Below are 13,677 nucleotides of genomic sequence, written 5' to 3'. Positions count from 1 at the left end.
GGCAGGGGCGTGATCCCCGGGGCGCCCGGACCCGACCGGGCTCAGGCCGGAAAGCCACGACACAGCGCCAGAACAAGATCCGACATTTCGGCATCAAGCTGTGCGCGCGGCACGGCGATGAACCTGTCCTGCAAGGCAAGTTGCACCGCCCCCTGGACCGCACCGAAAAAGGTCCGCACCCGGATCATCAGTGCCTCCTGGCCAAGCGCGGGGAAGACCTGCGACAGCGGCAGCGCGATCAGTGCCATCAGCGCCTCCTGCTCTGTGCGCATCCAGTCGGGCAGGGGCTTTTCGGGCGCAAGCTGGAATTCAAACAGCGCGGCCCATTCTTTCGGCCGGTCCGAGGCAAAGGCGATATAGGCCCGCGTCTGCGCCTGGAGCCGTTCCACCGGTGGCGCATCGGCCCCGACAGGTTCCAGCGCGGCACGCAAATCCGCCAGCGTCCGGGTATTGGCCCGCATCACCAGCTCATCAAGATCGCCAAAGGCCGTGTACAGCGCCCCGAGGGCACAGCCGGCCTCGGCAGTGATCTCGCGCGCCTTCAGATGTGCAAGGCCGCGCGTCGCGATCTGGGCGGAGGTCACTGTGATCAGCCGCTCGCGCAGGTCTTCTTTGCGTGCCTCGCGATTGCTTGCCATGTCGCGCTCCGAATTGTTGTGAACATCGTTCATTTTATTCTTGAACGTCGTTCATGTTTGTGGTTCATGCGAGCCGTGAACGATGTTCATATCACGGAGGCGGAGATGTTCAAGACCCTGAGACGCCTGAGCCGCTGCCGCAGCTTTGATCTGACCCGGGATATCAGCGATGCGAGGGCGCTTGCGGACCTGCGCCAGCAAATCAGCGACTGCGCGGTGGCGGTGCAATCGGCGCAGCGCGCGCTGGCACTGGTGACGGCCCGATCGGCTCGTGATAAGCAGATGCTGATGCGGATCGACGCACGGATCGACGATCTGGAGACCCGCTGCCTCGGTGCGCTGGCGATCGACCGCGATGACCTCGCGGGCGAGGGCGCCGCCGCCATTGCCAGGCTGGAGAGTGACCGCAAGGCGACACGGGCGGGGCTAGACTCAGATCAGAGCGAGATTGCCGGCCTGCGTCGCCACCTCGCCGAGGTCGAACAGCGGCTGCGTGAGCTGGACTGCGGCAGGAAAATCGCGACAGGGGCTGAAGACCAGGGCCCGCGGGGGGAGATGGCGACCGACGTGACCGCAGCCATCACCGAGGCCGAGGCGAGGCTGGCCCGGCTGCAGGAGCGCCAGCAGATCATCGAGGTCAGCGAGACCTCTCTTGCCGCGCTGACCAGCTGCCAGAGCGCCGAGGCCATATGTGCCCGCATGGCCGCCGCCGGCTGCGGCCCGGCGCTGGAAACCGATGCGGCGGCCGTGCTCGCCCGTCTCAGATCCCGCCAGAACTGATCGCATTTCCCGGGAGATCCAACAGTGAGCACTCCCGATGACGGAACAGCCGATCCGCCGTTCGCAGTCCCTCACCATGTTCGGCCAGGCCAGCTTTATGGTGGCCGCCACGACGACGCTGCTCGGCTCCACCCTCGGGCTGACCAGATCCCTGCGCGAAAGGGGAGACGCCGAGCGGGTCTGCGACATGCCGGAGGCAGCCCCGGCGGGGCAGCCGCTCGCGGAAGTTTCGCGCGGTATCCGCATGTGAGAGGCGCATGACATGGCCCCCAGGTCTGCGATCCGGATTGGGGCACAATGAAAACGGCGCGGCAGAGTTTTCTGCCGCGCCGTTTCACGCATTTAGCTGAAAAGGGATCAGCCCTTTTTCAGAACCCGGTTGCCCAGGGTCTCTGCGATCTGCACCGCGTTCAGTGCCGCACCTTTGCGCAGGTTGTCCGAGACACACCACAGCGTAAGGCCGTTATCGACGGTCGGGTCCTGACGGACGCGGCTGATATAGGTGGCATATTCGCCCACCGATTCGATCGGCGTGATATAGCCACCCGGCTCACGCTTATCGATCAGCATGATGCCCGGCGCCTCGCGCAGGATGTCCTGAGCTTCCTGCCAGTCGAGCGGCTCTTCAAACTCGATATTGATCGCTTCCGAATGGCCGACAAACACCGGCACCCGCACGCAGGTTGCGTTGAGTTTGATCTTCGGATCGAGGATCTTCTTGGTTTCGGCGACCATCTTCCACTCTTCTTTGGTGGAACCATCGTCGAGGAAGACGTCGATATGCGGGATCACGTTGAAGGCGATCTGCTTGGTGAATTTCTTCGGCGGCACTTCATGGACCGGGTTATAGACCGCTTTGGTCTGCTCCCAGAGCTCGTCCATGCCTTCTTTGCCGGCGCCCGACACGGACTGATAGGTCGAGACGATCACCCGTTTGATCTTCGCGCGGTCATGCAGCGGTTTCAGGGCCACAACCATCTGCGCGGTCGAGCAGTTCGGGTTCGCGATGATGTTCTTCTTCGTATAGCCCATGATCGCATCGGCATTCACTTCCGGCACGATCAGTGGCACGTCGGGGTCATAGCGGTAGAGCGATGAGTTATCGATCACCACGCAGCCGGCGGCAGCCGCTTTCGGCGCGTAGATTTTCGTCGCATCCGAGCCAACGGCAAACAGCGCCATGTCCCAGCCGGTGAAATCGAAAGTGTCGAGATCCTTGGTCTTCAGGGTCTTGTCGCCAAAGCTGACTTCAGTGCCCAGCGACTTTCTCGATGCCAGAACGGCAATCTCGTCCACCGGGAACTCGCGTTCAGCGAGGATGTTCAGCATTTCGCGGCCCACGTTGCCCGTGGCTCCCACGACGACGACCTTATAGCCCATCGGGGTTCTCCTGTTACCCTGACCCTGCAAGTCGCGCAGGGTAAGCCCGTCCCGGATCATCCGGGAACGAGGCCCCTTATCTGATCGCGGCAAGGTGGTAAAGCGCGTTTGGCGACGGGGGCATATCTCATGGCATTGTCAGCGCCTGTGTTCCGGCCGGGGAAGCCTCCGGCGGGGATATTTAGAGACAGATGAAAAGCCTTTGCTGATTTCATCTGTCTCTAAATATCCCGGGGGAGGGTGGCGCAGCCGCGAGGGGGCAGAGCCCCCTCTGCCCGGGTTCAACAGCTACCGCTCAGGCCGGTTGCGTCAGCGGTTGCCGTTCACGGATTGGCAGATGCACCAGGGCGGAAAACGCACCCACGCCCACACCGATCCACCAGACCAGGGTATAGTCGCCATGAAGGTCATACATCTTGCCCCCGAGCCAGACGCCGAGGAAGCCGCCGATCTGATGCGACAGGAACACAAAACCGTAAAGCGTTCCCATATAGCGCAGCCCCCACAGATGCGCGACCAGTCCCGAGGTCAGCGGCACGGTGGCCAGCCAGAGCGAGCCCATCACCGCCGAGAAGATCAGGACCGAGGCCGGGGTGATCGGCAGCAGGAAAAACACCGCGGCTGCTATGGTGCGCAGCACATAGATGCCGCACAGAAGGTATTTCTTCGTATAGCGCTTGCCCAGCCAGCCCGCAAAAATGGTGCCGGCGATATTGAAGAACCCGATCACCGCAATCGAGACCGCTCCGAGCGCAGAGGTTGTCGTGATCCCGATCATCGCAAGAAATCCACCGGGATCAATCGCGCCGCAGAAATCGGTGACAAAGGCCGGAAAATGCGCGGTGATAAAGGCCAGCTGATAGCCGCAGGAAAAGAAGCCAAGGAAAATCAGCGTGTAGGATGGGTCTTTGAAGGCGCGGCGCAGGACCTCGCCGAGGCTCTCTTCCAGCTCGGCCTTTGAGGCGACATGTTCAGACCGGATGAAGGGCAGCGCGAACAGCGACAGCAGCACCACGCCGGCAAAGATCACGAAAACCCATTGCCAGGAATAATATTGCATCAGGAACTCGGCCATGGGGGCTCCGAAGACCTGGCCCGCCGACCCCGCCGCCGTGCCGATCCCGAGCGCCATCGAGCGGTTCTCGGGCGCGGCGGCGCGGCCGACGATTGCGAGGATCACGCCAAAGCCGGTGCCTGCGATCCCGAAGCCGATGATCACTGCCAGCATCTGATGTTGCCAGGGCTGGGTGGCCATCGCCGTCAGCACAAGACCAAGCGCATAAAGCAGGGCACCGCCGATGATCGCCCTGCGATCCCCGAATTTCTCGGCCAGCGCGCCGAAGATCGGCTGACCGATCCCCCAGGCGAGGTTCTGGATCGCGATGGCCAGGCTGAATTCGCTGCGCGCCCAGTGGAATTCGGTCGCGACCGGGATCTGGAAGACGCCGAACGAGGCGCGGATCGCGAAGCCGATCATCAGGATGACCGAACCCGCGATCAGAACGGGGGTCATCAGCGGGGCTTTGGTGGCGGCGGTCATCTGTGACATCGGGTATTCCTTCTCGCGTCGCGGCACCCTGCGCCGGGCCCCGGGTGGCGTCAAATGCTGAATTGTGATGCATACAAGCGCCCGTGTTCCGGCGCGTGTCAGCCTCACCGGACCTGCCCTCTTGCCCCCGCGACCGGGCGGCGCGAATGTGAGCGCAAACGGGGAGCTGCGACGGAGGCGCGGGAATGCCGGAATGTGCGCGGATGCTGGCTGTTCCTATCATACAGCGCGCAGAGGCCCGCTTTCGGAACGCAGCTGCCGCCTTAGGTGCTTTTGCAGCCGGCATGTCCATGCGGCGGCCCGCGCCATGGCGGGGGCTTCATCTTCGCCGGGTTTGAAACGTTTCAGGATATAGTGGGTTCAGTGAGGAGGCGGGCGTGAGCAAAGCGGCGGGTGACTGGTGGAAGGGCGCGGTGACCTATCAGGTCTATCCGCGCAGCTTTCAGGATTCGAATGGCGACGGGGTCGGAGACCTGCCCGGTATCACCGCGCGGCTGCCATATCTGGCGGGGCTCGGGGTGGATGTGGTCTGGCTCTCGCCGGTGTTTCGAAGCCCGATGAAGGATATGGGCTATGACGTGTCAGACTATATCGATATCGACCCGGTTTTCGGGACACTCGCCGATTTCGACACCCTGATCGCCACGGCGCATGACCTCGGGCTGAAGGTCATCATTGACCAGGTGATCAGCCATTCGTCAGATCAGCACCCGTTTTTCACGGAAAGCCGCGCCTCGCGTGATAATCCGCGCGCCGACTGGTATGTCTGGGTGGACCCCGACCACGACGGCACGCCGCCGACGAACTGGCTTTCGGTCTTTGGCGGCCCGGGCTGGACCTGGGATGGCCGCCGCCGCCAGTTCTATATGCATAACTTCCTGACATCGCAGCCCGATTTCAACTACCACAACCCGGAGGTGCAGGACTGGGCGCTCTCGGTCCTGCGCTTCTGGCTGGAGCGCGGCGTGGATGGCTTCCGCTTTGATACCGTGAACTACTATTTCCACGACCGGAAGCTGCGCGACAATCCGGCCGACTGGCGTGACCTCGCTGATCCGCCCGACAATCCCTATGACATGCAGGATCACCTGTTCGACAAGAACCGGCCCGAGAACCTGGCCTGGCTTGGGCGGATCCGGGCGCTGCTGGATGAATATGGCGCGGCGAGCGTGGGCGAGGTCGGCGATACCCATCGCGCGATACAGATGATGGGTGACTATACCGCGCCGGGGCGTCTGCATCAGTGCTATAGTTTCGAGATGTTCGGGCGGAACTTCACCCCGGGCTATTTCCGCGACCGGATCGAGGCTTTCTTCACTGGCGCGCCCCAGGGCTGGCCGATGTGGGCCTTTGCCAATCATGATGTGCCGCGCCAGGTGACGCGCTGGCTGCCTTATGCGGTCGACCAGGACAGCCTTGCGAAACTGGCGGGCGCGTTGTTGCTGTCATTCGAGGGTTCGATCTGCCTGTGGGAGGGCGAGGAGCTTGGCCAGACCGATACTGAACTCAGCTTTGAGGAGCTGACCGATCCGCAGGGCATTGCCTTCTGGCCGGCGCCGGTCGGGCGCGACAATACCCGCACACCGATGGTCTGGGATGCGAGCGCCAATGGCGGGTTTACCACCGGCACGCCATGGCTGCCGGTGAAAGCGCCGCAGCTGGCGAGGAATGTCGCCGCACAGGAGGGCGCCCACGGCTCCGTCCTGGAAAGCTACCGCGCCATGCTGGCCTTCCGTCGCGCCGAAGCCGGGCTGCGCGCGGGCAAGACCACTTTCCTGACTGCGCCCGATCCGGTGCTGGCCTTCCTGCGCGGCGATCTTCTGTGCCTCTTTAATCTTGGCAGGGAGGCGGTCCGGCTGCGTCTTGACGGAGAGGGGCATCAGACCGGCCCGTCCCAGGGGCTTGGCCTGACGCCCGGTATTGTGCGGCTGGACGGCAATGGCTTTGGCTTTCTGCGCATCACCGGTGGGGGCCCGGGGCTGAGCTGAGGCGCGGGCACCGGGGGGGCTGAGTGGCACAATCCTGCCTGGAGAACGGGCGTTTTGTCCATCGTTGTGCCCTTTGCAAACCTGCCCTGCATTCGCGCATAGACTGGCCCATGGACAGCCGCCCGCCGTTATCGCAAACAACGCTAAAAGGCCGACCGGCAGATTCCGGTTTCTCATTTCATATCAGGTGCCCCATGTCCCCGCCGCTCAGTGGCTCTTCCGCGCCCGGCCGCTCTTCCGATTATAGCTGGGCGATCCTTGCGCTCGCCCTTGGCGCTTTCGCCATAGGCACGTCTGAATTCGCCTCGATGGGGCTTTTGCCCTGGTATGCCAAAGACCTTGGTGTGCCGGAGGCCGAGGCCAGCAAAGTCGTCGCGGCCTATGCGTTCGGCGTGGTCATAGGCGCTCCTCTGACCTCGTTTCTGGGCGCGAGACTGCCCCGGCGGCGCTACCTGGCCGGGCTGATTGCGGCTTACGGTGTCCTGAACCTGCTGGCGGCGGTGCTGCCTGGCTTTTCGACGCTGCTGGTGACGCGCTTCCTTGCCGGGATGCCGCATGGTGGTTTCCTTGGCGTGGCGATGCTTTTTGCCGCCGATGCGCTGCCGCGCGAGCAGCGGGCGAAAGGCGTCACCCAGGTCATGCTGGGTCTGACGGTCGCAAATATCGTCGGCGTGCCTTTCGCGGCGCTTTTGGGCCAGGGTCTTGGCTGGCGGTTCGGCTTTGCGCTGCCGGGCGTGCTCGCGCTGATTTCAGCGGTGCTGATCCTGAAACTGGCGCCACGGGTCGGCGTTGACCCCAATGCGCGCCCGATGGATGAGCTGCGGGCTTTGTTCAACCCCTCGGTCCTTCTGACACTTGCGGTGGGGCTGATCGGCTGCGGCGGGCTTTTCGCGGTCTATTCCTTCCTCTCGGCGGCGATGCTGGCGACCGCGAACCCGCCGGATTGGGGCGTGACGCTGATGCTGGCCACGTTTGGTGTGGGGATCACGCTGGGCTCGATCCTGGCGGCCCGGCTGACAATCCGGCTCGGCACAATGAAAGCGGCGCTGCTCCTGCTGATCTTCATGATCCTGGCGCAGGGCTATGCGTCTTACGCGGTGGGCGACTGGGTGCAGATGACCCTGTCGGCCTTCCTGATCGGGCTGAGCTCGGGCGTTTTTGTGCCGCTGCAGACCAGGCTGATGGATGTTGCGGGCAAGGCGCAGAGCATGGCGGCGGCAATGAACCACGCGGCCTTTAACGCGGCAAACGCGCTTGGGCCGCTGGCCGCCGGCTTCGCGCTGCATTGGGGCTATCGGTCTTCAGGGATCGTGGCGATCGGTTTTTCGGTGGCCGGGATCGCGATGCTGGGCATCCTTGCCCATTACGCAAAGACCCATGAGGCGCCACAGGCGAAATAGAACGCAAAATGAAAAAGGCGGGTGAGAGGATCACCCGCCTTTTTTGGTTCATGGCCTGGCCGCAGATTACTCCGGCAGGATCCGCACCGCGCCCTTATCGGCCGAAGACGCAAAGGCGGCATAGGCCTTGAGCGCGGTGGTCACGTTGCGCTTTCTCGGCTGTGCCGGTTTCCAGCCCAGACGGTCCTGTTCCACGCGCCGTGCCGCCAGTTCGGCCTCGGGGACCGCGAGCGTGATCGTGCGGTTCGGGATGTCGATCTCGATCAGATCGCCGTCCTTCACCAGGCCGATGGTGCCGCCTGCTGCCGCTTCGGGGCTGGCATGGCCGATGGAAAGGCCCGAAGTGCCGCCCGAGAACCGCCCGTCGGTGATCAGCGCACAGGCCTTACCCAGGCCGCGCGATTTCAGATAGGAGGTCGGGTAGAGCATTTCCTGCATCCCCGGCCCGCCTTTCGGCCCCTCATAGCGGATCACCACGACATCCCCGGCCTTGACGCCCTTGTTCAGGATGCCTTTGACCGCCGCGTCCTGGCTTTCGAACACCACGGCGGGGCCCGAGAACTTCAGGATCGACTCGTCGACGCCTGCGGTCTTCACGATACAGCCGTCCAGCGCGATATTGCCCTTCAGGACCGCAAGGCCGCCCTCTTTCGAGAAAGCATGTTCGACCGAGCGGATCACGCCCTTTTCGCGGTCGGTATCCAGGCTGGGCCAGAGCGAGCTTTGCGAGAACGCAACCTGCGTCGGCACCCCGCCGGGGGCTGCGAGATACAATTCCCGCGCCTCGGGGTTGTTCGTCACCGCGATATCCCAGGCGGCAAGCGCCTCGCCCATGGTTTCGGAATGGACGGTCGGGCAGTCGCGATTGATCAGCCCGGCGCGGTCGAGTTCGCCCAGAAGCGACATGATGCCGCCGGCGCGGTGGACATCTTCCATATGCACGCCCGCCACGTTCGGCGCGACCTTGCTCAGGCAGGGGACTTTGCGCGACAGCGCGTCGATCTCATCCATCCCGAAATCGACGCCGCCTTCCCGGGCAATGGCCAGAAGGTGCAGCACGGTATTGGTCGAGCCGCCCATCGCGATATCGAGCGCCATCGCATTGTCAAAGGCTGCGCGGCTGGCGATGGTGCGGGGCAGCACATTCGCGTCATCCTGCTCGTACCAGCGCTTTGCCAGTTCGACGATCATCCGCCCCGATTTCAGGAAGAGCCCCTTGCGGAAGGCATGTGTCGCCAGCGTCGAGCCATTCCCCGGCAGCGCAAGACCAAGTGCCTCGGCCAGGCAGTTCATCGAATTGGCGGTGAACATCCCCGAACACGAGCCACAGGTCGGGCAGGCCGCTTTCTCGATCGCATCCACATCTGCGTCTGACATTTTGTCATCCGCCGCGGCCACCATCGCGTCAACGAGATCAAGCTTGACCTCGCGCCCGTCGCCGAGCGTGACCTTGCCGGCCTCCATCGGCCCACCCGAGACGAAGATCGCCGGGATGTTCAGCCGCATCGCAGCCATCAGCATGCCGGGGGTGATCTTGTCGCAGTTCGAGATGCAGACCATGGCATCGGCGCAATGCGCGTTCACCATATATTCAACCGAATCCGCGATGATCTCGCGCGAGGGGAGCGAGTAAAGCATCCCGTCATGGCCCATCGCGATCCCGTCATCGACGGCGATGGTGTTGAACTCTTTCGCGACACCGCCCGCCGCCTCGACCTCACGCGCGACCATCTGGCCGAGGTCTTTGAGATGGACGTGACCGGGCACGAATTGGGTAAAGGAATTTACAATTGCGATAATCGGCTTGCCGAAATCGCTGTCCTTCATCCCCGTGGCGCGCCAGAGCCCGCGGGCCCCGGCCATATTGCGGCCATGCGTGGTGGTTCTGGAACGATAGGCTGGCATCTGGCTGTCGTCTTTCGCCTGGGAGTTTCCCGCCGCACCTCCTCCGGGCGACGGTCTGGCAGGAAGCCGGGTTTGGGGTTTCCCCACTGAATTAACGTAAGCGGGGCGCGGATTAAAGGGCTGTTACAGGTTTGCGGCTTCACGACCGGGGCAATGGTTGGCCAGGCTGCGCCCGCGTGCTAGTCCGGGGTCAGGCAGAGGTCAAAGCGGAGGCAAGGGTGACCACGGGGCTGGCTCAGGCAGACCTGATTGCGGTGCTTGCCGCAGTGACCGGGGACGCGCCCCGGGTGATGACGGTTGCCGCCGGCGAGGCACTGCCCTCGGGCCCGTTCACTTCGTCGCATCGCAGCCTGCAGGCGGGGCTCAGGGACTGGATCGAAAGCCAGACGGGGCATCCGGTGGGCTTTCTGGAACAGCTTTACACCTTCGCTGACCGTGACCGGGGGGAAGACGCGGATCTGCGGCGGATATCGATCTCCTATCTCGGTCTTGTGCGCGAACAGGCGGCGCCGGGGACGGGGCGGCCAGAATGGCATGGCTGGTATGAGTATCTCCCCTGGGAGGATCACCGCAGCGGCCTGCCCGAGGGCTGGCAGCGCATGATTGCGGCCCTGAACCTCTGGGCGGCCAGCGATCCCGGGCGCGTGCAGCGGATCTCCCATGCTTTCGGCCTTGATGGTCAGGCCTGGAACGAGGATCTGGTTCTGTCACGCTATGAGCTGCTCTATGAGGCCGGGCTGGTTGGCGAAGCCATTGACCAGATCGGAACAGGGCTGGCAGGCGCGGGGCGGGCCATGCAGGGAGATCATCGCCGCATTCTGGCGACAGGGATCGCGCGGCTCAGGGCCAAGATCAAATACCGCCCCGTGGCCTTTGAACTTATGCCGGAGAGTTTCACGTTTCTGCAATTGCAGCGCCTGGTCGAGGCACTGATCGGCCTCAGGCTGCATAAATCGAATTTTCGCCGGCAGATCGACCAGCAGGAACTGATCGAGGAAACCGGCGAGACCACGACCGAATCCCGTGGCCGGCCCGCCATGTTGTTCCGCTATCGCCCGGCAGTGCTTGAGGCACGCGCGCTCGCCGGCACCAGGCTGCCGGTCAGCCGGGGCTGAGCCTTTCGCGAAATCCGCCACAGACGGAATTGACATAAACTCACATCGAGTATATTTCGCTCCCGCCTACATATGCTCATGGTGAGTATATTTTATCAGACACCCCGGAAAATGGGGGGCAGGGAAGGGATGACGATGACCGCTATTGCAGTCGATACGGTGCTGGAGAGGGCGGGGACCGGCAGGTTCCAGCGTCGGCTTCTGGGGGTCTTTGGCCTCGTCTGGACGGCGGATGCGATGCAGGTGCTGGCGGTAGGTTTTACCGTCGCCTCCATCGCGGCCAGCTTCGGAATGGAGGTGCCGCAGGCCCTGCAGACCGGCACGCTGTTTTTCCTTGGCATGCTGATAGGCGCCTCGGTTTTCGGGCGGCTTGCGGATCGTTTCGGGCGCCGCAAAATCCTCCTGATCACAGTCGCGATGGATGCGGTTTTCGGCATCGCCTCGGCCTTTGCCCCGGATTTCACCACGCTGCTGGTCCTGCGGTTCCTGACCGGTCTTGCGGTCGGTGGCACGTTGCCGGTGGATTACGCGATGATGGCCGAATTCCTGCCGCCGTCGCGCCGCGGCCGCTGGCTGGTGATGCTGGAAGGTTTCTGGGCGGTGGGGACGGTGATCGTCGCACTGACCGCCTGGGCCGCGAGCAGCTTTGGCGGGATCGAGACCTGGCGCGTGATCTTTTTCGTGACCGGCGTGCCAGCGGTGATCGGCATCTTCCTGCGCTTCTGGATCCCGGAAAGCCCGTTGCACCTTCTGCGCGAAGGCCGCGAGGCCGAGGCAAAAGCCGTTCTCGACCAGATGCTTGTCATGAACGGAAAGGAAACGACCGGCGCCGCACGGGTTGAACTGCCCCGGGCCACAGGCGCAACCGGGATCTTCTCGCCGGTGCTGATCCGGCGCACCATCCCGATGCTGGCGGTCTGGTTCCTCGTCTCGATGAGCTATTACGGGGTCTTCACCTGGATGCCGGCGCGGCTTGCGAATGAGGGCTTCGGCTTTGTACGCGGCTATGGTTTCCTGGTCGTGCTGGCCCTGGCGCAGATCCCTGGCTATGCGCTGGCGGCCTGGGGGGTTGAGGCCTGGGGGCGGCGGAAAACGCTGATCGGATTCCTGATCCTGAGCGCGGCTGCCTGCCTTTTGTTCACCCTCTCGACCGGGCCTGTGCTGATCGCGACCGCGCTGATGGTGATGAGTTTTGCGCTTTTGGGCACCTGGGGCGCACTTTATGCCTTCACGCCAGAGCTTTATCCGACCGAGAGCCGTGCAACCGGCATGGGGGCGGCCGGGGCGATGGCACGGCTGGGCGGGTTGCTGGCGCCTTCGGTTCTGGTGCATCTCTTCATCCAGGACACGGCGATGGCGATCGGGCTGTTTTCGGGCCTGCTGGCGCTGGCGGCGCTGCTGGCCTGGACGATTGATGCCGAAACAAAGCAGGCCGCGCTGAACTGACCGATTTGCAACAGAAAACGCCGCCCGGAGATCATTCCGGGCGGCGTTTCTTTCACTTATCCGACTTCAGATATCGAGTGTATTTTGTTTTTCCCATTGTGTGAAATGGCCGCAATATTCGTTCCATTCCTGGGTTTTCATCTTGATGAAGGCGCTTGAGAATTCCTCGCCGAGGGCGGCTTTGAGCTCGGTATCTGCATCGAAAGCGCGGATGGCGTCGAGGAGGTTGAGGGGCAGTTTCGGCGCGTCTTTGATCAGATGGCCCTCGGTGTAGAAGTTGATGTCGGAGCGGGGCCCCGGGTCTGCATTGGTGCGGATGCCGTCGAGACCGGCGGCAAGGATGACGGCCTGCATGAGATAGGGGTTTGCGGCGCCGTCGGGCAGGCGGAGTTCAAACCGGCCGGGTCCGGGAACGCGGACCATATGGGTGCGGTTATTGCCGGTCCAGGTCACCGAATTCGGGGCCCAGGTTGCGCCTGACGAGGTGCGGGGCGCGTTGATGCGCTTGTAGGAATTGACCGTCGGGTTGCAGATCAGCGCGAGTGCCGAGGCGTGTTTCATGATGCCGCCGAGGAAGGCGCGGCCCTTATCGGACAGACCGAGCTCTTTGCTGTCATCCGAAAACGCGTTCGACTTGCCGTCCATGGTCCAGACCGAGATATGGGCATGGCAGCCATTGCCGGTCTTGCCCATCAGGGGTTTGGGCATGAAGGTGGCGCGCAGCCCGTATTTCTCGGCCAGAACGCGGGTCATGAATTTGAAGAAGGCGTGCTTGTCGGCGGTGGCCAGCACATCATCGTATTTCCAGTTCATCTCGAACTGGCCATTCGCGTCTTCGTGGTCGTTCTGATAGGGTTCCCAGCCGAGATCGAGCATCGCATCGGCGATCTCTTTGATCAGGTCATAGCGGCGCAGGATGGCGTTCTGGTCATAGCAGGGCTTGACCGCATCGTCGAATTCATCGGCGACGGCGGAGCCATCGGGGTTGAGCAGGAAGAATTCCGGCTCGACGCCGGTTTTGACGCGCAGGCCCAGCTCGGCGGCTTCATCGACCAGCTTGCGCAGCACATTGCGCGGCGCCTGGTCGAGGGGCTTTTCCGACATGACCGGGTTCGAGGCGACCCAGGCGATCTCGGGGTTCCAGGGCAGCTGGATCACGGTCGAGGGGTCGGGCACGGCCAGCATATCGGGATGCGCCGGGGTGACGTCGAGCCAGGTCGCAAAGCCTGCGAAACCGGCGCCATCCTGGCACATGCCCTCGATCGCGCAGGTCGGCACCAGCTTGGCGCGCTGATACCCCAGGAGATCGGTGAAGGAGATCATGAAATAGCGGATGCCGCGCTCTTCGGCATAAGCCTTCAGTTCGGCACCGGTCTGCGGCTTTGCGCTTTGCCCTTTGTCCAAGGCCATTTTGTTCGATTCCCTGTTGTTTTGATACAGCTGGCCCGTCGAGGGGCTGGCCTGATGTTGTGAAAA

The 13,677-nt window shown here is 63.2% G+C and carries 11 protein-coding genes; 6 read left to right on the top strand and 5 right to left on the bottom strand.

From position 1 onward, the window contains the following. Window positions 1-41 precede the first annotated feature (41 nt). Window positions 42-638, bottom strand: coding sequence for a TetR/AcrR family transcriptional regulator (locus BLW25_RS10265; protein ID WP_092898752.1), 597 nt, complete (start codon window positions 636-638; stop codon window positions 42-44). Between the two features lie 105 nt (window positions 639-743). On the opposite strand from BLW25_RS10265, the gene BLW25_RS10260 reads away from it, so the two are divergent. Next, window positions 744-1,418, top strand: a complete 675-nt coding sequence (locus tag BLW25_RS10260) for a PspA/IM30 family protein (RefSeq protein ID WP_171909521.1) — start codon at window positions 744-746, stop codon at window positions 1,416-1,418. Window positions 1,419-1,455: 37 nt separating this feature from the next. Then, window positions 1,456-1,668, top strand: coding sequence for a hypothetical protein (locus tag BLW25_RS10255; protein WP_092898748.1), 213 nt, complete (start codon window positions 1,456-1,458; stop codon window positions 1,666-1,668). Window positions 1,669-1,775: 107 nt separating this feature from the next. Here the strand turns inward: BLW25_RS10255 and BLW25_RS10250 are convergent, their stop codons facing one another. Continuing rightward, window positions 1,776-2,798, bottom strand: coding sequence for an aspartate-semialdehyde dehydrogenase (locus BLW25_RS10250; RefSeq protein ID WP_092898746.1), 1,023 nt, complete (start codon window positions 2,796-2,798; stop codon window positions 1,776-1,778). Window positions 2,799-3,093: 295 nt separating this feature from the next. After that, a complete protein-coding gene (locus BLW25_RS10245; protein WP_092901854.1) occupies window positions 3,094-4,338 on the bottom strand; it encodes an MFS transporter in 1,245 nt (414 codons plus the stop codon). A gap of 386 nt (window positions 4,339-4,724) precedes the next feature. Here BLW25_RS10245 and BLW25_RS10240 point away from each other — a divergent pair, with 386 nt between their 5' ends. Continuing rightward, entirely contained in the window at window positions 4,725-6,335 is a 1,611-nt protein-coding gene (locus tag BLW25_RS10240) for an alpha-amylase family glycosyl hydrolase (protein WP_092898744.1), read from the top strand. A gap of 194 nt (window positions 6,336-6,529) precedes the next feature. Then, on the top strand, window positions 6,530-7,735 hold the full coding sequence (locus BLW25_RS10235; protein ID WP_092898742.1) for an MFS transporter: 1,206 nt from the start codon (window positions 6,530-6,532) through the stop codon (window positions 7,733-7,735). Between the two features lie 66 nt (window positions 7,736-7,801). On the opposite strand, the gene ilvD is transcribed toward BLW25_RS10235, so the two are convergent. Further along, on the bottom strand, window positions 7,802-9,640 hold the full coding sequence (gene ilvD / locus BLW25_RS10230) for a dihydroxy-acid dehydratase (RefSeq protein WP_092898740.1): 1,839 nt from the start codon (window positions 9,638-9,640) through the stop codon (window positions 7,802-7,804). A gap of 218 nt (window positions 9,641-9,858) precedes the next feature. Between ilvD and BLW25_RS10225 the strand changes: the two genes are divergently transcribed. Next, window positions 9,859-10,755: an NUDIX hydrolase gene (locus tag BLW25_RS10225; protein ID WP_092898738.1), complete on the top strand. Its 897-nt coding sequence runs from the start codon at window positions 9,859-9,861 to the stop codon at window positions 10,753-10,755. A gap of 135 nt (window positions 10,756-10,890) precedes the next feature. Further along, window positions 10,891-12,201 carry an MFS transporter gene (locus tag BLW25_RS10220; RefSeq protein WP_092901851.1) on the top strand — a complete coding sequence of 437 codons (1,311 nt, stop codon included), beginning with the start codon at window positions 10,891-10,893 and terminating at the stop codon, window positions 12,199-12,201. A 66-nt stretch (window positions 12,202-12,267) separates the two neighbouring features. Here BLW25_RS10220 and glnT read toward each other — a convergent pair whose 3' ends face one another. Next, on the bottom strand, window positions 12,268-13,611 hold the full coding sequence (glnT, locus tag BLW25_RS10215) for a type III glutamate--ammonia ligase (RefSeq protein ID WP_092895986.1): 1,344 nt from the start codon (window positions 13,609-13,611) through the stop codon (window positions 12,268-12,270). Window positions 13,612-13,677 lie beyond the last annotated feature (66 nt).

It is taken from the genome of Rhodobacter sp. 24-YEA-8 (genome assembly GCF_900105075.1).
Taxonomy (GTDB): domain Bacteria; phylum Pseudomonadota; class Alphaproteobacteria; order Rhodobacterales; family Rhodobacteraceae; genus Pseudogemmobacter.
This window is presented reverse-complemented; position numbering and strand designations above follow the sequence as displayed.